The sequence below is a fragment of the Cupriavidus sp. WS genome (assembly GCF_000395345.1).
GTDB classification, from domain to species: domain Bacteria; phylum Pseudomonadota; class Gammaproteobacteria; order Burkholderiales; family Burkholderiaceae; genus Cupriavidus; species Cupriavidus basilensis_B.
On record NZ_AQPL01000330.1, the window covers coordinates 1 to 21,035 of the forward strand.

The 21,035-nt window shown below is 69.4% G+C and carries 23 protein-coding genes; 9 read left to right on the plus strand and 14 right to left on the minus strand.

Annotated elements, in window-relative coordinates; genetic code table 11:
- Positions 1–48 precede the first annotated feature (48 nt).
- The 4 genes from K206_RS0125040 to pyrE all read right to left on the minus strand — a co-directional run bounded on the left by K206_RS0125040 (position 49) and on the right by pyrE (position 4,142).
- Positions 49–1,410: a patatin-like phospholipase family protein gene (locus K206_RS0125040; protein ID WP_020205128.1), complete on the minus strand. Its 1,362-nt coding sequence runs from the start codon at positions 1,408–1,410 to the stop codon at positions 49–51.
- Positions 1,411–1,626: 216 nt separating this feature from the next.
- Complete coding sequence (locus K206_RS0125045; protein WP_020205129.1) at positions 1,627–2,409, minus strand: 3-hydroxybutyrate dehydrogenase; 783 nt, start codon at positions 2,407–2,409, stop codon at positions 1,627–1,629.
- A gap of 123 nt (positions 2,410–2,532) precedes the next feature.
- The gene (locus K206_RS0125050) at positions 2,533–3,273 is read right to left on the minus strand and encodes an acetoacetate decarboxylase (RefSeq protein ID WP_020205130.1); all 741 of its coding nucleotides are present in this window, start codon (positions 3,271–3,273) and stop codon (positions 2,533–2,535) included.
- A 179-nt stretch (positions 3,274–3,452) separates the two neighbouring features.
- Positions 3,453–4,142 carry an orotate phosphoribosyltransferase gene (pyrE, locus tag K206_RS0125055; protein WP_020205131.1) on the minus strand — a complete coding sequence of 230 codons (690 nt, stop codon included), beginning with the start codon at positions 4,140–4,142 and terminating at the stop codon, positions 3,453–3,455.
- Positions 4,143–4,171: 29 nt separating this feature from the next.
- Here pyrE and K206_RS0125060 point away from each other — a divergent pair, with 29 nt between their 5' ends.
- A complete protein-coding gene (locus K206_RS0125060) occupies positions 4,172–4,948 on the plus strand; it encodes an exodeoxyribonuclease III (RefSeq protein WP_020205132.1) in 777 nt (258 codons plus the stop codon).
- 24 nt (positions 4,949–4,972) lie between these two features.
- On the opposite strand, the gene K206_RS0125065 is transcribed toward K206_RS0125060, so the two are convergent.
- On the minus strand, positions 4,973–5,374 hold the full coding sequence (locus K206_RS0125065) for a type II toxin-antitoxin system MqsA family antitoxin (protein ID WP_020205133.1): 402 nt from the start codon (positions 5,372–5,374) through the stop codon (positions 4,973–4,975).
- Complete coding sequence (locus K206_RS0125070; protein ID WP_029044058.1) at positions 5,371–5,673, minus strand: type II toxin-antitoxin system MqsR family toxin; 303 nt, start codon at positions 5,671–5,673, stop codon at positions 5,371–5,373. The genes K206_RS0125065 and K206_RS0125070 overlap by 4 nt, the downstream gene beginning before the upstream one ends.
- A gap of 178 nt (positions 5,674–5,851) precedes the next feature.
- On the opposite strand from K206_RS0125070, the gene argC reads away from it, so the two are divergent.
- Positions 5,852–6,799, plus strand: coding sequence for an N-acetyl-gamma-glutamyl-phosphate reductase (argC, locus tag K206_RS0125075; protein ID WP_029044059.1), 948 nt, complete (start codon positions 5,852–5,854; stop codon positions 6,797–6,799).
- Positions 6,800–6,869: 70 nt separating this feature from the next.
- Here the strand turns inward: argC and K206_RS0125080 are convergent, their stop codons facing one another.
- Together K206_RS0125080 and K206_RS0125085 are read right to left on the minus strand one after the other, a co-directional pair.
- A complete protein-coding gene (locus K206_RS0125080) occupies positions 6,870–7,343 on the minus strand; it encodes an excinuclease ATPase (RefSeq protein ID WP_155888211.1) in 474 nt (157 codons plus the stop codon).
- Positions 7,344–7,455: 112 nt separating this feature from the next.
- Positions 7,456–8,391 carry a M48 family metallopeptidase gene (locus K206_RS0125085; RefSeq protein ID WP_020205137.1) on the minus strand — a complete coding sequence of 312 codons (936 nt, stop codon included), beginning with the start codon at positions 8,389–8,391 and terminating at the stop codon, positions 7,456–7,458.
- Positions 8,392–8,598: 207 nt separating this feature from the next.
- Here K206_RS0125085 and K206_RS0125090 point away from each other — a divergent pair, with 207 nt between their 5' ends.
- The gene (locus K206_RS0125090; RefSeq protein WP_020205138.1) at positions 8,599–9,855 is read left to right on the plus strand and encodes a muropeptide transporter; all 1,257 of its coding nucleotides are present in this window, start codon (positions 8,599–8,601) and stop codon (positions 9,853–9,855) included.
- Between the two features lie 19 nt (positions 9,856–9,874).
- On the opposite strand, the gene K206_RS0125095 is transcribed toward K206_RS0125090, so the two are convergent.
- The 3 genes from K206_RS0125095 to K206_RS0125105 form a co-directional block, all read right to left on the minus strand.
- Positions 9,875–10,708: an acyl-CoA thioesterase II gene (locus K206_RS0125095; RefSeq protein ID WP_020205139.1), complete on the minus strand. Its 834-nt coding sequence runs from the start codon at positions 10,706–10,708 to the stop codon at positions 9,875–9,877.
- 156 nt (positions 10,709–10,864) lie between these two features.
- A complete protein-coding gene (gene metW, locus K206_RS0125100) occupies positions 10,865–11,476 on the minus strand; it encodes a methionine biosynthesis protein MetW (protein WP_020205140.1) in 612 nt (203 codons plus the stop codon).
- A complete protein-coding gene (locus tag K206_RS0125105; RefSeq protein WP_029044061.1) occupies positions 11,473–12,645 on the minus strand; it encodes a homoserine O-acetyltransferase in 1,173 nt (390 codons plus the stop codon). Before K206_RS0125105 ends, metW begins: the two co-directional genes overlap by 4 nt.
- A 336-nt stretch (positions 12,646–12,981) precedes the next feature.
- On the opposite strand from K206_RS0125105, the gene creB reads away from it, so the two are divergent.
- The 4 genes from creB to K206_RS0125125 all read left to right on the plus strand — a co-directional run bounded on the left by creB (position 12,982) and on the right by K206_RS0125125 (position 16,692).
- Entirely contained in the window at positions 12,982–13,680 is a 699-nt protein-coding gene (creB, locus tag K206_RS0125110) for a two-component system response regulator CreB (RefSeq protein ID WP_020205142.1), read from the plus strand.
- Positions 13,681–13,707: 27 nt separating this feature from the next.
- Positions 13,708–15,150 (plus strand): two-component system sensor histidine kinase CreC, encoded by a 1,443-nt coding sequence (creC, locus tag K206_RS0125115; protein WP_020205143.1) that lies wholly within the window; start codon positions 13,708–13,710, stop codon positions 15,148–15,150.
- A 116-nt stretch (positions 15,151–15,266) separates the two neighbouring features.
- Complete coding sequence (locus tag K206_RS0125120; protein ID WP_020205144.1) at positions 15,267–15,812, plus strand: metal-dependent hydrolase; 546 nt, start codon at positions 15,267–15,269, stop codon at positions 15,810–15,812.
- A 7-nt stretch (positions 15,813–15,819) separates the two neighbouring features.
- Complete coding sequence (locus K206_RS0125125) at positions 15,820–16,692, plus strand: DUF817 domain-containing protein (protein WP_020205145.1); 873 nt, start codon at positions 15,820–15,822, stop codon at positions 16,690–16,692.
- A gap of 10 nt (positions 16,693–16,702) precedes the next feature.
- Here the strand turns inward: K206_RS0125125 and slmA are convergent, their stop codons facing one another.
- From slmA to argB, 3 genes are read right to left on the minus strand one after another with little or no spacing between them, the layout of a single operon-like run.
- Positions 16,703–17,398 carry a nucleoid occlusion factor SlmA gene (slmA, locus tag K206_RS0125130; protein ID WP_020205146.1) on the minus strand — a complete coding sequence of 232 codons (696 nt, stop codon included), beginning with the start codon at positions 17,396–17,398 and terminating at the stop codon, positions 16,703–16,705.
- Positions 17,395–18,387 carry a pyrimidine 5'-nucleotidase gene (locus K206_RS0125135; protein WP_020205147.1) on the minus strand — a complete coding sequence of 331 codons (993 nt, stop codon included), beginning with the start codon at positions 18,385–18,387 and terminating at the stop codon, positions 17,395–17,397. The genes slmA and K206_RS0125135 overlap by 4 nt, the downstream gene beginning before the upstream one ends.
- Before the next feature lie 60 nt (positions 18,388–18,447).
- Positions 18,448–19,377, minus strand: a complete 930-nt coding sequence (gene argB, locus K206_RS0125140) for an acetylglutamate kinase (RefSeq protein WP_369796926.1) — start codon at positions 19,375–19,377, stop codon at positions 18,448–18,450.
- Positions 19,378–19,744: 367 nt separating this feature from the next.
- Between argB and K206_RS0125145 the strand changes: the two genes are divergently transcribed.
- Complete coding sequence (locus tag K206_RS0125145; protein ID WP_020205149.1) at positions 19,745–19,972, plus strand: cysteine-rich CWC family protein; 228 nt, start codon at positions 19,745–19,747, stop codon at positions 19,970–19,972.
- 82 nt (positions 19,973–20,054) lie between these two features.
- On the plus strand, positions 20,055–20,990 hold the full coding sequence (locus tag K206_RS0125150; RefSeq protein WP_020205150.1) for a LysR family transcriptional regulator: 936 nt from the start codon (positions 20,055–20,057) through the stop codon (positions 20,988–20,990).
- Positions 20,991–21,035 lie beyond the last annotated feature (45 nt).

Sequence of the window (21,035 nt, forward strand, 5' to 3'; positions counted from 1 at the left end):
CGAGCCTCAAGGCCCACAACAGCTAGAACAAGAAAACCAAAAAACCAATCACGCCCCCCCATTCCCCCGATGAATATCATGCGTGACGAACGGCCGCTCGTGCGTCGGCATCGCCAGCCATTCCGGGTGCTTGAGCGTCTCGCGGATGTCGTCCAGCCCGCTGGTCCAGTGCTCGTTCATGGTCAGCAGACCGAACTGGTAATCCTTGGCATTGCCCTCGAAGGTCTTGTCGCGGTAGATGAGCTGGATCACGTTGCGCCGCGCGTCGCATGCGTATTCGGCTGCCTTGCGGTACCAGTCGCTGTCGCGCTGCGCCTGCGGCACCAGCGCCATCACTTCGCTGAGCATGCGGCGGTAGTTCTGCTGCTCGCCCATGTAGTCGGTGATGGTGCGGGTACGGCTGGAGTACTGGATGTCCTTCTGGCGCTCGGCCACGTCCAGCAGGTTGTGCGGCAGCTTGCCGCGCGCGCTCCACAGGTCGACCTGGAAGATCAGCGCGTCGCGGCGGGGCTGGGCGGTCAGCACCTCGGACAGCGGCGTGTTGGACACGAGGCCGCCGTCCCAGTAGAACTCGCCGTCGATCTCCACCGCGGGAAAGCCCGGCGGCAGGGCGCCCGAGGCCATGAAATGCTCGGCGGACAGCTTGCGGCGAGTGTTGTCGAAATAGGCGAAATTGCCGGTGCGCACGTTGACCGCGCCCACCGAGACGCGCATCTCGTTGTGCTGGTGGTTGATGCGGTCGAAATCGGCGAAGCGCTCGAGCGTGGACTTCAGCGGCGAGGTGTCGTAGTAGCTGGCGGTGCCCGGTCCGCCCTGGTGCTCGAACAGCGTGGGCCACAGGCGCGGCTGGAAGAAGCCGCGCTGGCCTTCGAGCACGGCGCGGGCGGCCTCGATGCCGTCGAAGAAGACGCGCACCGGATCGGGCCAGTGCACGGCGCTCTCGGCGATCGCCTCGTAGGGCAGCAGGCTGGGCAGCCAGGGCTGGCGGCAGATGTATTCCCAGAACGCGCGCAACTGCTCGACGCGGCGCTCGGGCGCGTTGCCGGCGATGACCGCAGCGTTGAGCGCGCCGATCGAGATGCCCGCCACCCAGTTGGGCTGCACGCCGGCCTCGGCCAGGCCCTGGTACACGCCGGCCTGGTAGGAGCCGAGCGCGCCGCCGCCTTGCAGCACCAGCGCGCGCACCGTGTATTCGTGGTGCACCGGGCGTTTCTGCCCGGCGCCCTGGGGCGCGAGATCGGGCGGCGCGCAGCCGCCGGGCGGCAGGTAGTTGGGCTCCGGCGCCTTGGGCGCCTTCGCCTTTGCCGCGCGCTTCACCGCGGGCGCCGCGGGATCGGCCACCACGGCCGCCGCCGCGCCGGGCGCGCCGGATTCTCCGGGCGCGCCGTTTTTCCCGACCTTCGCTGCCATCTGATCCGCTTTCTGCCGACGTCCTACTGCCACGGCCTCTCCTTGCTCTGGTTCGTCCTTCAGGCTGCCGGCGGCGCGGCACCGCGTCGCCCGGCTGCCCCTGGAAGTTGTTTCAAAATGAAGCGAAGCGGTCCTGGCTAGGCGCGGGGCCGCAGACAGTACGACTGGTACTTGCCGTGCCCCGCAACGACGCCAGGATCTTCTTGAGACGACTTCCTACTGCATGTACCAGCCGTGGCTGACGATGAACGACTGCCCGGTCAGCGCCGCCGACGGGAACGCGCACAGGAACAGCGCGGTCTGGGCCACGTCGTCCACGGTGGTGAAGACGCCGTCCACGGTGCCGCCCAGCATCACGCGGCGGATCACTTCTTCCTCGCTGATGCCCAGTTCCTTGGCCTGCTCGGGGATCTGCTTGTCCACCAGCGGCGTGCGCACGAAGCCCGGGCAGATCACGTGCGAGCGCACGTTGTATTCCGCGCCTTCCTTGGCCAGCACGCGCGCCAGCCCGAGCAGCGCGTGCTTGGCGGCGACGTAGGCGGATTTCAGCGGCGAGGCTTCGTGCGAATGGACCGAGCCCATGTAGATCACGGTGCCGCCGCGCTTGTCCTGGTACATGTACTTGAGCGCGGCCTTGGTGGTCAGGAAGGCGCCGTCCACGTGGATGGCCTGCATCTTCTTCCAGTCGGAGAACGCGTAGTTCTGGATCGGGTTGACGATCTGGATGCCGGCATTCGAGACCAGGATGTCGATATGGCCGAAGACCCTGGCGACCTCGTCGGTGGCGTTGTTGACGGCATCCTCGTTGGTCACGTCCATCGCCACGGCGATGGCGCGCCCGCCGGCGGCCTCGATGTCGGCGGCGGCTTTCTGCGCGGCCTCGAGATTCAGGTCGGCGATGGCGACCGCCGCGCCCTCCTTGGCCAGCAGGTCGGCGATGGCTTTGCCGATGCCGCTGGCGGCGCCGGTGACGATGGCGGTTTTTCCCTGGAGCTTCATGAAGACACCTCGTGTGATTGATGCGGGTTGGGCGCGGCGGGCGAGGCCCGCGGTGCGCGGAAGATCGGAAAGAGCGAAAGAAAATGAAAGGAACGAAAGACGAAAGGCCGGCGGGCGGGCCGCTCAGGCCAGGTAATCGAACACCACCTCGCCCAGGCCGAGCGTGAGGTCGGCCACGAAATGCTTCGCGCCGAGCACCTCCAGCACCGGCAGCGCGGACACCGGCGCCAGCGCGTGCGGCGACAGCGACAGCGCGGCCGGGCCGGTCCAGGCGCCCTTCATCTCCACGTCCTTGAGGAAGTAGCACACCAGCTCGCAGATGCGCGGGCTGCCGTCCACGTGCGGAATGACCTTGAGCAGGTAGTTCGGCGTGGTGGAGAGCGACAGGCCGAGCGCGTCCTTGTCGAGCTCGCGGTGCTTGTAGCCCATCGTGCCGGTGGCCACGCGCACCGGGCCGTAGTCGAGCGTGCCGACCAGGGTGTCGGTGTGGACCTCCAGCCTGGGGCTGGCGAGTTTCTTCGGGAAGCCCCACAGCTCGCGCCCGCCCGCCAGCGGCGGATGGTCGTCGAGGTACATGGCGTGGGTGTAGGTGGCGGGCTTGCCCTGGTAGGTGACGGGAATCACCTGGCCCGATTCGGTGTAGTCGCCGAAGCCGGTGGAGTCCGGCATGCGGATGAACTCGTAGTTGACCACCGCGTCGGCGATCTCCAGCGGTTCCGGCACCACCGCGCGCAGCAGCGCGGGATCGGTGCGGTAGGTGATGATGAAGAATTCCCGATGGATGAAGCGGTACGGGCCCATCGGATAGGCCGGACTGGTAAGCGGCATGGCGAATGCCTGCTCGCGGATCGTCTTGATGTCCATGCCAGCTAACCTCCTGAAGAGATGCTGCGCCGCCTTGCCGGGCGGCAAGGCGAATCGCTGGCGGCGGGCGGTCCCGGCCGGCCGGCGAGATCAGTCAGACCGGCGAATTTTCCGCGCGGTTCCCGTCATCTGCTGCATTGCGACAAAGCTTTGCAATGCAGCGGGCAACAGATCCCAGACTATACGCCGTAGCGCTGGCGATAGGCAGCCACGGCCTCGCGCGAGGCGCTCAGCGCGGGATCGCGGGAGGCGTCCAGGTAGGCGAGCAGGTCCTTGAGGCTGGCGATCGAGATGACGGGCACGCCATATTCGCGCTGTACATCCTGCACTGCGGAATGGGTGCCGACCTGCTCGGCGGTGCCGCTTTTCTCCATGCGGTCGAGCGCGATCAGCACCGCGGCGGGCTCGGCGCCGGCCGCGCGGATCATCTGCATCGATTCGCGCACCGAGGTGCCGGCCGAGATCACGTCGTCGACGATCACCACCTTGCCCTTGAGCTTGGCGCCGACCAGCGTGCCGCCCTCGCCGTGGTCCTTGGCTTCCTTGCGGTTGTAGGCGAAGCCCACGTCACGCCCGAGGCCGGACAGCGCCACCGCGGTGGCCGAGGCCAGCGTGATGCCCTTGTAGGCCGGCCCGAACAGCACGTCGAAGTCCACGCCCGAGGCCAGCAGGGTTTTCGCATAGAATTGCGCCACCTGGCCCAGCATCGCACCCTGGTTGAACAGGCCCGCGTTGAAGAAGTACGGCGACTTGCGCCCTGCCTTGGTCACGAATTCGCCGAAGGACAGCACGCCGGCGTCCAGCGCAAAACGGATGAAAGTCTGGCTGAGGTCGCCAGCGCCGGGCTGCGGCGTCGTCTGCTGCGTCATCTTTTCTCTCTGATTTCAAATTTCCCGAGATGTTACGGATTATCAGCGCCAACCTCAACGGCATCCGCTCCGCGGCCAAGAAAGGCTTTTTCGAATGGATGGGCAAGCAGGACGCCGACATGGTCTGCGTCCAGGAGCTCAAGGCCCAGTCCGCCGACATGACCGAAGCGTTCCTCGCGCCGCACGGCTACCACGGCTACTTCCACTACGCGGAGAAAAAAGGCTACAGCGGCGTCGGCCTCTACACCCGCCACAAGCCGGAGCGCGTGGTCACGGGCTTCGGCTGCGCCGAGTTCGACAGTGAGGGGCGCTACGTGGAGGTGCAGTATCCGCACCTGGCCGTGATCTCGGTCTACGTGCCGTCCGGCTCCAGCGGCGAGGAACGCCAGCTCGCCAAGTTCCGCTTCATGGCAGCCTTCCTGCCCCACCTGCTGCAGCTCAAGGCCAGCGGGCGCGAGATCGTGCTGTGCGGCGACGTCAATATCGCCCACAAGGAAATCGACATCAAGAACTGGAAGGGCAACCTGAAGAACTCGGGCTTCCTGCCGGAGGAGCGCAGCTGGATCGGCGAACTGTTCGACGTGCACGGCTACGTGGACGTGTTCCGCAAGCTCGACCCGCGACCCGAGCAGTACACGTGGTGGAGCAACCGCGGCCAGGCCTACGCGAAGAACGTGGGCTGGCGCATCGACTACCACCTCGCCACGCCGAAGATCGCCGACACGGCCAGCGCCACCTCGATCTACAAGGACGAGAAGTTCAGCGATCACGCGCCGCTGTCGATCGACTACGATTTCCCGCTGTAGGAAACAGGCGGCTCCGCGCGGCGCCTACGCGGCGCGCACCTCTTCCAGCAGTTCCGGATGGCGCTCGAGCAGCTTGAGCAGCTTCACCAGCGCCAGCGGCGGCCGGGTCCGGCCGGTCTCGTAGCGCGAGAAGGCGTTGACGCCGCCGCCGAAGATCTCGGCGGCCTCGCGCTGGTCCAGCGCGAGGCGCTTGCGCACGCCGGCGATGAATTCGGGGTCGACGATGGCGGCGTTGACCTGCTTGTTGAATGCCACCACCGCTTCGCCGTAGCGGTCCTCCTGCCCCCGGTCGAGCACGATTTCGCCGCATGCCGGGCAGAAATCGCCAGAGACGGCCGGGATGAGCGTGGTTTCGCCCTTGTACGTGTAGGGCACGTCGCGCGTGTCGTGCACCAGTTCCGCGGCGCCGCATTCCGGACAGATCATGATTCCCACTCCTTGAATGACACGACCAGCACCGCATCGGTCACGGTCAGTTTCAGATAGAGCGCGCCGGCCGCGGTGACTGGCCGGTAGACGTCCTGCCATACCGTGTGATTCGCGTAGGTCGTCATGCTCTTGTAGAAGTCCGCCGGCGTCAGCGCGGCAACCACGGCAACGATTCCGTCCCGGTCGAACCCGAGCAGGCGGCCATGACGCGCGGCAGAGGCCGTCAGGCGCACCTGGTCCGCCTCGATCAGCGTCCTGACCACGGACAGCCGGCAATGCGGCCTATGTTTCTCCATGCGAATTTAACCTACTAGGTTATCGGGATCAAGGGATTCGCGCTGCGCCGCCGCATCAAGGCCCATCAAAGCCCATCAAGGCCCGCATCGACACCGCAGCGTCATCCCAACCTAGTTACAATGCTGGTTCCCGTCCGATTCCGGCATGGGAACCTTCGTATTTCCGAGTGAGTCCGCCATGGTTTTCAAAGTGTTCGTAGATGGTCAGGAAGGCACTACCGGCCTCCGGTTGCTCGACTATCTGTCCGGCCGTTCCGATGTGGAACTGCTGCGTATCGCCGATGACAAGCGCAAGGACCCGGCCGAGCGAGCACGATTCCTGAATGCCGCGGACGTCGCTTTCCTGTGCCTGCCCGACGTGGCGTCGCGCGAAGCCGTGTCGCTCGTGACCAATCCGGATACCTGCGTGATCGACGCCAGCACGGCGTTCCGCACCGCCGACAACTGGGCCTACGGCCTGCCGGAACTCACGCGCGGCCAGCGCGAGAAGGTCCGCGCGAGCAAGCGCATCGCGGTGCCGGGCTGCCACGCCAGCGCCTTCGTGCTGGCGGTGCGCCCGCTGGTGGAAGCCGGCGTGATGCAGGCCGACTACCCGGTCTCGGCGTTCTCGCTGACCGGCTACAGCGGCGGCGGCAAGCAGATGATCGCGGAGTTCGAAGCCGGCGGTAATCCGAAGCTGAACAGCCCGCGTCCCTATTCGCTGGGCCTGGCGCACAAGCACCTGCCGGAGATGCGCGTGCAGACCGGCCTGGCGCACGCGCCGATCTTCAGCCCGATCGTCGGCAACTTCCTCAAGGGCCTGGCCGTGACGGTGCCGGTGTACCCGGACCGCCTCGCGCGCAAGGTCACGCCGGAGCAGATCGCCGACATCTACCGCAAGCACTACGAAGGCGAGCAGTTCGTGCGCGTGATGCCGGTGGGCGACGAAGCCAACCTCGACGGCGGCTTCTTCGACGTGCAGGCCAGCAACGATACCAACCGCGTCGACCTGTTCGTGTTCGGCTCGGCCGAGCGCATCGTGCTGATGGCGCGCCTGGACAACCTGGGCAAGGGCGCCGCCGGCGCCGCCGTGCAATGCATGAACGTGCATGTGGGCGCGGACGAGGCGACCGGGCTGCGCGCCTGAGTGGCGCCGTCCGGTTGTCCGGGGTAGATGAAAAAAGCCGGCCTCAGCCGGCTTTTTTCATGGCTCGGACTCAACTGCCCGTGCGGACCACCACGCCCTTGAGCGCCACGCCGATATACGCGGCCCCCTTGGCGCAGACATAGGTGCTGTCGCTGGCGGTCTCGTCGTTCTTCCAGTTGCTGCGGATGTCGACCACCGCGTTGCCGCCTTCCTTCATGGCGCGCTGCTGCAGCTCCTGCACGGCCTGCACGAAAGTGGTGGCGCACAGTTCCTCGTCTCCGGGCGGCGGCGCGGCGCCGGTGGCGCCGCTGTTGTCCACCGGCCGGCGGATGCGCTTGACGGTCTTGTAGGTCTGGCCGACCTGCGCGTCGGGCAGCCGGTTGAAGCCGAACAGCAGCCTGATCGACGGATCCACGCGCGACTTGGCCTCGGCCGAGGCCAGCGCCTTGTCGATCGGCTGGTTGAGCAACTGGTCGGCCGCCTGCGCGCTGGCGCCGGCCAGCAGCGCGCCGGCCATCAGGCTGATCCGCATCCATCGTTTCATATCCCGCTCCTTGCTCCGTGACATCACGAGAAAAGGCGGCACGGCGCCGCGCCGCGGGCCGCGCACATCTTCATCCTATGCGATGCGCCGCGCGGCGGAGGCCCTTGCCGCCCTACTTTTTCAGCGGCTTCTGGCGATCGTCGTCGCCGCTGTCCTCGGGGGCGCCGCCCAGGTTGGCCATGTTGGCTCGGTACTCGGGCAGCTTCGCCATGCTCGACTCGATCGCGCGCGCGTACAGCGGCAGGACCTCGGGCAGATGCTTTTCCAGCTCGGCGATGCGGGTGCGGCCGGAGGGATGGGTGGACAGGAACTCGGAGCCCTGCTGCGCCGGCGCCTTCGACACCATGCCCATCTTCTGCCACAGCGAGATCGCGGCGCGCGGGTCGAAGCCGGCGCGCGCGGCGATGTCCATGCCGACCAGGTCGGCCTCGGTCTCGTCGGCGCGCGAGAAACGCAGCGTGAGCAGTTGCGCGCTGGTGCCGATCGCCATGTTGCCGAGGTTGCCGAAGCCGAACAGTTGCGAGATCACGTTGGCGCCGAGGTTGGTGATCTCGGACTTGGCGGCGCGCTCGCGCGCGTGCTCCTGCAGCGCGTGGGCGATCTCGTGCCCCATCACCTCGGCGACTTCGTCGTCGGTGAGCTTGAGCTGGTCGAGCAGGCCGGAGTAGAAGGCGATCTTGCCGCCCGGCATGCAGAAGGCATTGACCTGCCTGGAGTTGATCAGGTTGACCTCCCACTTCCACTGCCGCGCGCGTTCGTTCCAGCGCGTGGTCTGCGGCAGCAGGCGCCTGGCGATGGCGCGCAGGCGGATCAGCTGCGGGTTGCCGTCCGGCGCCAGCGTGCGCTTGGACTGCGCCTCGGTCTTGATCTGCTCGTATTCCTGCGCGGCCTGCTGCTCGATCACCTCGACCGGCACGATCAGCCGCACCGGCGCGCCGCCGCGCTGCACGCGGATGCCGTCGTCCGGCTCGGCGTCCTGGGCCAGGGCCGCCGGCGCGCCGAACGCGGCCGAAGCCGCCAGCGCCAGCGCGGCGAACTGCCGCGGCATCGCCAGCCCGGCCTGGCGGGGGCGGTTCTGACAATGCTGGCAATCGGACATGGAGGATTCCCCGGAAGCGGTTTGCCGGACGTGGTTTGCAGGCTGGTTTGCAACAGGCGGCGCGGTCGCGCCGCGAAAGCGCCCGGCACCTGCCGGCCCGGCCGCAGCGTAATGCAATAATACACGGCGCCCCGCCTGGCCCATCGCCGCCGATTCATGACCTTCCAAGACTATCTCGACATTTTCCGCAACCGCCGCATCGGCGCCATGCTGACGCTGGGCTTCGCCTCCGGGCTGCCGCTGGCACTCACCTCCGGGACCCTGCAGGCCTGGATGACGGTGGAAGGCCTCGACATCAAGACCATCGGCTTCTTCTCGCTGGTGGGCCAGGCCTACATCTTCAAGTTCCTGTGGGCGCCGCTGATGGACCGCTACACGCCGCCGCTGCTGGGCCGGCGCCGCGGCTGGCTGCTGGTCACGCAGCTCGGGCTGGTGCTGGGCATCGCCGGCATGGCCTTCTGCCCGCCGCGCGAGGCATTGTGGGCGCTGGCGGCGCTGGCCACGCTGGTGGCCTTCCTGTCGGCCTCGCAGGACATCGTGTTCGACGCCTACAGCACCGACGTGCTGCGCGCGCCCGAGCGCGGCGTGGGCGCGGCGGTCAAGGTGCTGGGCTACCGGCTGGCGATGCTGGTCTCGGGCGGGCTGGCGCTGTGGCTGGCCGACCGCGTGATGGGCTGGCAGCAGATGTACATCCTGATGGCCGGCCTGATGGGCATCGGCATCTTCTCGCTGTCGTGGGCGCCCGAGGCGGAATCGCCGGCGCGCATGCCGCGCTCCATCGAGGAGGCGATCCTCGGCCCGCTGCGCGACTTCTTCTCGCGCCCGGGCGCGTGGTGGCTGCTGCTGCTGATCGTGCTGTACAAGCTCGGCGACGCCTTCGCCGGCAGCCTGTCGACCACCTTCCTGATCCGCGGCGTGGGTTTTTCCGCCGGCGAGGTCGGGCTGGTCAACAAGACGCTCGGGCTGGCCGCCACCATCGTGGGCGCGCTGTTCGGCGGCACGCTGATGGTGCGCCTGGGGCTGTACCGCTCGCTGATGCTGTTCGGCATGCTGCAGGCGGTGTCCAACCTCGGCTACTGGCTGCTGGCGGTGACGCCGCCGCACCTGTGGAGCATGGGCGCCACCATCTTCGTGGAGAACCTGTGCGGCGGCATGGGCACGGCCGCCTTCGTGGCGCTGCTGATGACGCTGTGCAACCGCTCGTTCTCGGCCACGCAGTACGCGCTGCTGTCGGCGCTGGCCTCGGTCGGGCGCGTCTACGTGGGGCCCAGCTCGGGCTACCTGGTGGAGGCGTTCGGCTGGCCGGCGTTCTACCTCAGCACGGTGGTGGTGGCGCTGCCGGGCGTGGCGCTGCTCTGGGCGATGCGCAACACCGTGCACCGCTACGAGGCCAGCGCGCGCGCCGCCGCCTGACGCGGCGGGGCCGCCGGCCTTACTGCTTGTAGTAGACGATCTGGTGCGAGGTGGCGAGCAATTCGCCCTGCGGGCTCCAGATCTGCGCGCCCTGGTCGAAGAAGCCCTGGCGGAACACCTGCGCCTGGGCGCTGCCCAGCACGTGGCTGTCGCCGAGCGCGGCCAGCGTGGCGGCGTCGGCATGGAAATACGTGGTCAGCGACACCGTGCCGGCCGGCACGAAACCGGCGCGCTTGAGGAAGATGCGCGGGTAGAAGGTGTCGCACCACGCCGCCATCGCGGCGAAGTCCGGCGTGCGCGCCGGCGCGTCGCGCAGCCAGAACTGCGTGAGGCTGTCGGGATGCTCGGTGCCGGGCTCGGCGCTCGGCTTGGCGCCGCGCACCGGGCGCAGCTCGTAGGCGTCGAGCCAGCGCACCGGCGCGAAGCCCGCCATCGGCGGCACGGCCTGCGCGGGCGGCACCTGCGGGAATGCCGCCTCGGCGCAGTTCCACGTCTCGCGGCGCACGGCGAAGAAGGCGGTGGCGGTGGTGGCCACCTCGTCGCCCTGGCGCAGCTCGATCGACCAGTGCTGGGTGTTGCGGTTGGTGCGCACCGGGCGCGCCTCGATCACGAACGGCCCTGCCACGATCGGGCCGGCGAAGTTGACGGTCAGCGCGGACGGGTCGCCGAGCCGGGCCGGATGCCGGAGCGCGGCCTGCAGCAGCGTGGCCGCGGTGATGCCGCCGAACGGCCCGATCATGTTCCAGTACTCCGGCGTGGTGCGGCCATGGAAGAGATTGCCGCCCGCGTGCTCCAGCGCGATCGCGTGGTCGAAGGAGTGGACGGGGTGGCTGGCGGCTTGGGTGGCGGTCATGATGTCTCTGCGTATTATGTTTGAATCGATGCCGAAAAAAGTACGATCGTTCGATAATACGCCAAAGCGCCGCGCGCTGCCGGCGCGCGCCGCCAGGGCCGGACGCGCCCGTTCAGGCCGCCGTCACACTACCTTCGCGCTGCCTTCGCGCCGCCCTCAGGCGGCACACACCCGGTACACCGCCAGGCTGCCGCGCCAGTTCCGCCCCCAGTTGACCGTCACGCCTTCGTGCATCACCACGCGGTCCAGCACGCGCAGCCCGACCTTGGGCGCGAGCGCCTCGAAGTCGCTGATGGTCAGCACGCGCACGTTGGGCGTGTTGTACCACTGGTAGGGCAGCGCCTCCGACACCGGCATGCGGCCGCGGAACACCGACAGCCGGTGCGGCCAGTAGCCGAAGTTGGGAAACGACACGATGCATTCGCGCCCCACGCGCAGCGTCTCGCGCAGGACCTGCGCGGTGTTGTGGATGGTCTGCAGCGTCTGCGACAGGATCACCGTATCGAAGCTCTTGTCCTCGAACAGCGCCAGTCCGCCTTCCAGGTTCTGCTGGATCACGTGCACGCCCTTCTGCGCGCACGCCAGCACGCCTTCGTCCTGGATCTCGATGCCGTAGGCCTGCACGTCGAGCTCGTCCTGCAGCACGCGCAGCAGGCTGCCGTCGCCGCAGCCGAGGTCCAGCACGGTGGAATCGGGCTCGATCCAGCGCGCGATGGCGCGGAAGTCGGGGCGCAGCGCCAGGATGTTGGGGTTGGCAGCGGCGTTCATGCGCCAATCTCCTCGGCGATGCGCTGGTAGTAGGCGCGCATCAGGTTGTGGTAGCGCGCGTCGTCCAGCAGGAAGGCGTCGTGGCCGTGCGGCGCGTCGATCTCGGCGTAGCTGACCGGGCGCTTGTTGTCGAGCAGCGCCTTGACCAGCTCGCGGCTGCGGTTCGGCGCGAAGCGCCAGTCGGTGGTGAAGCTGGCCACCAGGAAGCTGGCGCGGGTCTGCGCCACCGCGCGCGTGAGGTCGCCGCCGAAGGCCAGCGCGGGATCGAAGTAGTCCAGCGCGCGCGTGATCAGCAGGTAGGTGTTGGCGTCGAAATACTCGGCGAACTTGTCGCCCTGGTAGCGCAGGTAGCTCTCCACCTGGAACTCGACGTCGAACGAGAAGCGGATGTCGTCGGTCTTGAGCTCGCGGCCGAATTTCTCGGCCATGTCCTCGTCGGACAGGTAGGTGATATGGCCGATCATGCGCGCCACGCGCAGGCCGCGCTTGGGCTTGACGTTGTGCGCGTAGTAGTTGCCGCCGTGGAAGTCCGGGTCCGACAGGATGGCGCTGCGCGCCACCTCGTTGAAGGCGATGTTCTGCGCCGACAGCTTGGGCGTGGAGGCCACCACGATGCAGTGGCGCAGCCGGTCCGGGTACATCAGGCTCCACGCCAGCGCCTGCATGCCGCCGAGGCTGCCGCCCATCACCGCGGCGAACTGCGCGATGCCGAACTGGTCGGCCACGCGCGCCTGCGCGTTGACCCAGTCTTCCACCGTCACCACCGGGAACATCGCGCCATAGGGCTTGCCGGTGGCCGGGTTGGGGCTCATCGGGCCGGTCGAGCCGAAGCACGAGCCGAGGTTGTTCACGCCGATGACGAAGAAGCGGTTGGTGTCGAGCGGCTTGCCGGGGCCGACCATGTTGTCCCACCAGCCCACGTCGTGCGGATCGTGCGCCGACACGCCCGCCACGTGGTGCGAGGCGTTGAGCGCGTGGCACACCAGCACGGCGTTGGAGCGCGCGGCGTTGAGCGTGCCGTAGGTCTCGACCATCAGGTCGTAGTCGGCGATCGAGGTGCCGTTGCGCAGCTTCAGCGGCTCGGGGAAATGCATGCGCCGCGGCGTGACGATGCCGACCGAATCGGCCGGCGGTGCCAGCGTGGCAGGAGGCGTAGCTACGTCTGTCATGAAGTGGGCCCGCCGGGAGACGGGCGTAAAAAAACCCGACCGGCATTTGCATGGCCGTCGCGTGCGGTTGCGGTTTGCATTTGCACGAACGGTGGCGCAGCCAATCGGGTTTTGCGCGGGCCTTGTCGCCGCTTGCCGGTGCCTTGCGTGGCAGGGTACCGGCCCAACCTCTTTAGCCGCATTTATATTGGCCGCCGCGACATCCCGACAAGGGAACCGTGGCTGCCGCGCGCCCGCAAGCCAGTCATCAAATCGGCGCGACGCGCTTATTATAGAGCAAACGGCGCCGGCGCCGCCTGCCCCGCGCCGTTGTCCCTACTGCCAGCGAGCCTTGCCTTGACGAACCCGCCCAGCATCCTGGTCATCGAAGACGAAGCCGCGATCGCGGACACCATCCTCTACGCGCTGTCCACCGACGGCATGTCGGTGGCGCATTGCGCGCTCGGTGGCGCGGCGCTGGCGCGGCTGCGCGCGCAGGTGCCCGACCTGGTGATCCTCGACGTGGGCCTGCCGGACATCAACGGCTTCGAGGTCTGCCGCACGCTGCGCACGTTCTCCGACGTGCCGGTGATCTTCCTGACCGCGCGCCATGAAGAGATCGACCGCATCGTGGGCCTGGAGATCGGCGCCGACGACTACGTGGTCAAGCCGTTCTCGCCGCGCGAGCTGGCCGCGCGCGTGCGCGTGATCCTGCGCCGCGCCGGCACGCGCGCTGCACCGCCACCAGCGCCGCCAGCCGCCGCCGCCGCGCAGGGATTCACGCTCGATGCCGACGGCGCGCGCGTGGCCTGGCGCGGCCGGTGGCTGGACCTGACCCGCTACGAATACTTGCTGCTGTCGCTGCTGCTGCGACACCCGGGGCGCATCTACTCGCGCGCGCAGCTGATGGCACTGGTCTGGCACGATGCCGCCGACACCATCGACCGCACCGTCGACACCCACGTCAAGACCGTGCGCGCCAAGCTGCGCGCGCTCGATCCCGGCTGCGACCCGATCCGCACGCACCGCGGCATGGGCTATTCGCTCGCGGCCTGATCCCGCTCTCTTCCTTCGCGCCCACGCATGCACATCGGCCTTCGCATCTTCTTCGGCTTCTTCCTGATCGTCGGGCTGGCGGCCTTCCTCACGCTGCGCGTGTTCGTGCAGGAGGTCAAGCCGGGCGTGCGGCAGGCGATGGAGGACACGCTGGTCGACACCGCCCACGTGCTCGCGGTGCTGGCCGCCGACGACCTCAAGAGCGGGCACATCGCCGACGGCGCCTTCGCGCGGCGCCTGGCGCGGCTGCGCGAGGACAAGGTCGACGCCAACGTGTGGGGCATGCACAAGGACGCGGTCGGCTACCGCATCTACGTCACCGACGAGCGCGGCATCGTGCGCTTCGACTCCGGCGACGCCGGGACAGGCGCGACAGGCGCCGACTACTCGCGCTGGAACGACGTCTACCGCACCCTGCGCGGCCAGTACGGCGCGCGCAGCACGCGCGCCGACCCGGACGACGACGCCAGCACCGTCATGCACGTGGCCGCGCCGATCCGCGACGGCGGCCGGATCATCGGCGTGCTGACCGTGGCCAAGCCCAACGTGACGATGGCGCCGTTCATCGCGCGCAGCCAGCGCAAGATCCTGCTCAACGGCCTGCTGCTGATGGGCTGCGCCTTCGCCATCGGCCTGGCCTGCACGCTGTGGCTGGTGCACGGCCTGCGCCGCCTGCAGCGCTACGCGCGCGCGGTGGCGGCCGGCGAGCGCGCCGAGATGCCGCTGCGCGGCGCCAGCGAGCTGGCCGAGCTGGGCCGCGCGGTGCAGGGCATGCGCGCGCGGCTGGAAGACAAGCAGTACGTCGAGCACTACATCCACACCCTCACGCACGAGATGAAGAGCCCGCTGGCGGCCATCGGCGGCGCGGCCGAGCTGCTGCAGGAGGACATGCCGGCGGCGGACCGCGGCCGCTTCGCCGCCAACATCGGCCGCCAGGCGCAGCGCCTGGAACAGATGATCCGCAAGCTGCTGGCGCTGGCCGCGCTGGAGCAGCGCCAGCGCCTGGAGACGCGCGAGCGCGTGGCGCTGCTGCCGCTGATCGGGCAACTGCTGCAGGAGCTGGAGCCGCGCGCGCGCCAGCGCGAACTGTCGCTGCGCCTGCTGCCGCCCGCGCAGCCGGACCCGGCCGTGGAAGGCGACCCGTTCCTGCTGCGCCAGGCGCTGGCCAACCTGCTGGAAAACGCGCTCGATTTCGCGCCGGCGGGCAGCGCGGTGGACATCTCGGTGGAGCAGGCCGGCGCCACCACCGCCGTGCGCGTGGCCGACCAGGGGCCGGGCATCCCGGACTACGCGCTGCCGCGCCTGTTCGAGCGCTTCTACTCGCTGCCGCGCCCGGGCGGCCAGGACAAGAGCACCGGGCTGGGGCTGTGCTTCGTGCGCGAGATCGCCACGCTGCACCAGGGCGCCATCGCGCTGGCCAACGGCGCGCGGGGCGGGGCCTGCGCCACGCTGACGCTGCCGTCGGCATAGCGCAGGCGGCGGCCGGTTCGCCACACATTCGCTTCACACAGGCTTCCGCGGCGCCTCACACGGCGGCGGCACACTGGCGGCATTCTCATTGCCGAGCCCAAAGGAAACCGCCGCTCATGCCGACCTATCTCCATTGCGCCCCGCCGCTGGCCCTCGCGGCCGCGCTCGGCCCGCGCCGCGTGCCGGCCGGCCTGCTGGCCGCCGGCGTGGCGGCCAGCGTGCTGCCGGACCTGGACATGCTCGCCGTCTGGCACGCCGGCGTGCGCTACGACACGGTGCTGGGCCACCGGGGCCTGACGCACTTGATCGGCTTCGCGCTGGCGCTCGGCCTGCTGGCCGCGCTGGCGGCGCGGCGCCGCGGCTGGCGGCCCGGCATCGCGTTCCTGTTCGTGGCGGCGAGCGCCGTGTCGCATCCGCTGCTGGACCTGCTCACCGACCGCGGCATCGGCTCGGCGCTGTTCTACCCGCTGACGGACCGGCGCGTGAACCTGCCGTGGCGGCCATTGCCGCTGTCGGCGGCGGGCCTGTTCGGCGTGGCGCGCCTACGGCTCGAATGCCTGTGGATCGGCCTGCCGCTACTGGCGGCGGGCACGCTCGGCGCCGGCCTGCGGCTGTGGCTGGAGCGCGCGGGGCTGGCGCGGCGTCCCGCGCTGGCCAAGTGAGGCGCGCATGAGACCGGCCACCGGCGCGGCCCTGGTCGCCACCAACCGCATCGACCGCTTCCTGACCGCGCCGCGCCCGGCGCTGGCGCTGGCGGGCACGCGGCGCGCGCTGTGCGAATTGCTCGCCTTCGGCATCAAGGAGGCGCGCGCCTGCCTGTTCGCCGGGCTGTTTTTCCTGGCGGTGTTCGCGGTGCCGCGCGGCGGCTGGCTGGGCATCCCGCGCTACGACCTGCTGCTGGCCGCGGCGCTCGCCATCCAGGCGGCGATGGTGTGGGCGCGGCTGGAAACCGTGGACGAGCTCAAGGCCATCAGCCTGTTCCACGTGGTGGGCTTCGCGCTGGAGGCGTTCAAGACTTCCGGCGACATCCAGTCGTGGAGCTATCCCGACTTCGCCTACACCAAGGTGCTTGGCGTGCCGCTGTTCGCGGGGTTCATGTACGCGGCGGTGGGCAGCTACATCATCCAGGCCTGGCGCATCCTCGGCGTCAGCGTGCGGCACCATCCGCCGCACTGGATGGCGGCCGCGATGGCGGTGCTGGTGTATGCCAACTTTTTCACGCACCACTATATCGGCGACTACCGCTGGTACCTGGCCTGCGGCATCTGCGGCCTCTACGCGCGCGCCACGGTGCGCTTCCGCCCGCTCGACCGCGAGCGCGGCATGCCGCTGCTGCTGGCCTTCGTGCTGATCGGGCTGTTCGTCTGGATCGCCGAGAACATCAGCACCTTCTTCTCGGTATGGCGCTATCCCGACCAGCTCGGCGCGTGGTCGGCGGTGCACGTGGGCAAGTGGAGCTCGTGGTCGCTGCTGATCGTGATGACCTTCACCATCGTGGCCAACCTCAAGCACATCAAGGCCAGCATCCACGTGCCGCGCTGATCGTGGCGGCTCAGCCCAGCAGCACGCGCAGTTGCGCGTCGGCGTTCTCGCTGGGCAGCTTGCGGAAGCCGCTCTTGGCGTAGCGGTGCCACTGGCCCTGCACCGCCGCCACGATCAGCGCGGCGCGCACCGGCACGTCGGCGTCGGCCGGGAAGGCGCCCTGGCTGATGGCGACCTTCAGGCACTGCCGCAGCGAGGCCTCGATGCGGTCCACCAGCTGGTTGATGCGCTCCTGCAGGCGGTCGTGCTCGCCGACCAGCGCCTCGCCGGTCAGCACGCGCGTCATGCCGGGGTTCTTCTCGGCGAACGACAGCAGCATGCGCACGATGGCGTGCGCCTGGCGCAGGCCGTTCTCTTCCTGCGTGGTGATCTGGTTGATGAGGCCGAACACGGTCTGCTCGATGAAGCCGATCAGGCCTTCGAACATCTGCGCCTTGCTGGCGAAATGGCGGTACAGCGCCGCCTCCGACACGCTCAGCTTGGCGGCCAGCGCGGCGGTGGTGATCTTCTCCCCGCGCGGCACTTCCAGCATGCCGGCCAGCGTCTGCAGGATCTGCACGCGCCGCTCGCCGGGGCGCGGCCGCTTGCGCACCGGCGCCCCGTCGGCGCCCGCGGCCGGCGCGCCGGCGGCCGCGGTGGTGCCCGCGGTGGTGCCGGCATTGCTGCCTGAAGCGGCGCCCGAGGGGCGCCCATTGCTCTGCATCATGACCCGATTCCCCGCATTCTTTGTTTGAGTTGATGCATGGATTGTACTTTTACGTCCACATAGCCGGGACGATTTACGATGCGCGCGCGCACCCGCGGCGCCGAAGCGGGCAGCGCCTGGGGCGCGGTGCCGCCCGCCGCGCCCTGCGCGGCCGCGGCCGGCGGGTCCTGCGTCTCGGCCGCCACCAGCGTCACCGAGCGCTCCTGCGCGGCGTGGCCGGCGCGCTGGCGGTCTTCGGCATCGAGCGTGCTGCGCAGCACGGCGTCGCCGCTCACGCCGGCCACCGCGGCATCGGCCGGCAGCGGCACCGCGTGCGGGCGCGACGGCGCCAGCGTGCGCAGGTAGCCCGTCACCCAGGCGGTGCGGATGCCGGTGCCGGCGTAGCGCTTGAGGTGGGACAGCGTGTCTTCCACCAGCACCGCGCGGTGCGGCGCCACGCCGTGCTGGGCCAGCAGCCGGCGCAGCATGCGGCGGTCGGGCTTGGGCCGCAGGTGGCCGTGCACCCACATGTCCTCGACCGCCACCACGCGCTCGAAGCAGTGCGCGATGCCGGCCACGCGCAGCACCGCGCGCGCGTACTGCGCGGGCGCGTTGGTGACGAGGATCTTGCGGCCCGGCAGGCGCATCAGGTGCGCGGCCAGCCCGCGCTGCACGCGCACCATCTGCGCCAGCTCGGGAAAATCGTGCGCGGCGCGCAGGAAGTCGGCCGGGTCCACGCCGTGGTGGCGGATCATGCCGAGCAGCGTGGCGCCGTAGCGCTGCCAGTACTTCACCCGTACCTCGCTGGCGGTGGCCTCGTCGCAGCCGATCACGCGCGCCACGTACGCCGTCATCAACCGGTTGATGGCCGGAAAGATCGCGTGCGAGGCGTCGTGCAGCGTGTTGTCGAGGTCGAACAGCCAGACGGTGCGGCCGGAATTGTCGCCGGCGGGGCGGCGGCGGCGCGCACCGCGCAGGCTGGGGCGCGGGGTCTGGGTGGGTGTCGGCACGCGGGAAGGGGAGGAAGGCAGGACCGGCCGCGCGCGGCGCGCGCGGCCGGCGGACGCCGCTCAGTGCGAGCGGATCATGGTGCCGAACGCCTGTTCGGTCAGGATTTCGAGCAGCAGCGAGTGTTCGATGCGGCCATCGACGATGTGCACCGAGTTGACGCCGCTCTTGGCCGCGTCCAGCGCCGACGAGATCTTGGGCAGCATGCCGCCGGAGATGGTGCCGTCGGCGAACAGCTCCTCGATCTCGCGCGCCGACAGGTCGGTCAGCAGGTTGCCGGCCTTGTCCATCACGCCCGGGATGTTGGTCATCATGACCAGCTTTTCGGCCTTGAGGATCTCGGCCATCTTGCCGGCGACCACGTCGGCGTTGATGTTGTAGGCCTGGCCGTCGTCGGAGAAGCCGATCGGCGAGATCACCGGGATGAAGGCGTCGTCCTGCAGCGCCTTGACCACGGCCGGGTTGATGGCCTCGATGTCGCCCACGTAGCCGATGTCGATGAAGGCGCCCGGGTTCTCGCGGTCCGGCATCTTCAGGCGCTTGGCGCGGATCAGGCCGCCGTCCTTGCCGGTCAGGCCCACGGCCTGGCCGCCGTACTGGTTGATCAGCATGACGATGTCCTGCTGGACCTCGCCGCCGAGCACCCACTCGACCACTTCCATCGTTTCTTCGTCGGTCACGCGCATGCCCTGGATGAAGGTGCCGACCTTGCCGACCTTCTTCAGCGCCTCGTCGATCTGCGGGCCGCCGCCGTGGACCACCACCGGGTTCATGCCGACCAGCTTGAGCAGGATCACGTCGCGCGCGAAGCCGTGCTTGAGCTTTTCCTCGGTCATGGCATTGCCGCCGTACTTGACCACGATGGTCTTGCCGTGAAACTTGCGGATATAGGGCAGCGCCTCGGCAAGGATTTCGGCCTTGAGGGCGGGGGCGATGGCGGCCACCGCAGTTGCGGCAGGCCCGGGGTTGTCGGCGTTCATGGCAAGGGACATCCGTGAGATTCAACAGGTATCATGGCGGTTCTGGCCGGCGGCAGGCAGGCGCGTCATGGGCATCGTGCCCCTGACAAGCCACCTCCGGCCGCGGCAGGCGCCGATTTTACAAGAAACCGGAGCGCACGCGAGCGGACCGTGGCGCAGCGGGGGCACAAGGCCGGCACATGCGTCCTGCGGCGCACCATGACGTCCCCTCCACGCAACAGTCCAGCCGGCGATCTGCCCGCCGGTCGCGCACAAGTCTCGCTACACATTAGAACAGCGGCATGACAAAGAGCCTGCACCCTGACAAACCCGATGCCCTGCGCACCGACAGGCGCCGCCCGGGCACCGCAGACAATGCCGGCAAGCCCGGCGCCGCGCCGTGAGCGACCCGGCCACCGTGCTGACCGGCCAGCTGCGCCCGGTCGAGCATTGCGGCGCCTGCGGCGCCGGCTTCGTGTGCGGCTACGCGGCCGGCCTGCCGCAGTGCTGGTGCGCCAGCCAGCCGCTGCTGCCGGCGCGGCTGATCGTGCCGGGCCGGCACTGCCTGTGCCCGGCTTGCCTGGCCAGGCGCCGCGAGGCCGCCGAAGCGGCGCCCGGCGCCGCCTGAGCGGCGGGCCTGCCGCGGTGCCCCGCGCAAAATATTGCGCAACGAATTTCCATTTCCCATTCATGCGGCTACTATTCGCCCCATGAATGATCTACGTGCAATCGACCTGAACCTGCTGGTGGTGCTGGAAGCGCTGCTGGCCGAACGACATATCTCGCGCGCGGCGCTGCGCCTGCACCTGAGCCAGCCGGCCGTCAGCCACGCGCTGGGCCGCCTGCGCCAGTTGCTGGACGACCCGCTGCTGGTGCGCGGCCAGGGCGGGCTGGTGCCGAGCCCGCGCGCCCACGAGCTGGCCGGGCCGCTGGCCGAGGCGCTGGCGCAGGTGCGCATCCTGCTCGGGCCGACGGGCTTCCAGCCCGCCACGGCGCGCCGCAGCTTCCGCCTGGCCATGTCCGACTACGGCGCGATGGCGCTGCTGCCCGGCCTGCTGCGCGCGGTGCGCAAGGCCGCGCCGGGCATCGACCTGGTGGTCTCGCAGGCCAGCCGCGAAGGCATGGTGGCCAAGGTGGCGGACGGCGAGATCGACCTCGCGCTGGGCGTGTTCGAGGCGCCGCCCGAAGGCATGCGCGGCGCGCCGCTGTTCGAGGAAGCCTATGCCTGCATGGTGGATGCGGCCACGGTGCGCGGCCAGGGCAAGCTGGACCAGGTGGCTTACCTGGCTCGCTCGCACGTGCTGGTGTCGGCCCACGGCGAGCGCGTGGACGCCATCGACGCCGCGGTGGCCAAGGCCGGCGGGCGGCGCAAGATCGCCTGCGTGCTGCCCCACTGGAGCGTGGCGCCGGCGCTGATCGCCGGCACCAACCTGGTCCTGACCACCGCGCGCCGCAGCCTGGCCGCGTTCGAGGACGACGCGCGCTTCGCGGTGTTCGAGCCGCCCTTCGCGCTGCCGGGCTTCACCTTCAGCCTGATCTGGCACGACCGCACCGACGCCGACCCGGGCCAGACCTGGCTGCGCGAGCGCGTCAAGGCGGTGGCGGCCGGCGACGAGCCCGGCGACGCGATCAGCCTGCGCCGCTGAGCCGCGCCGGACCGCTGACCGGACCGCCGGAGCGCGCAACCGCCG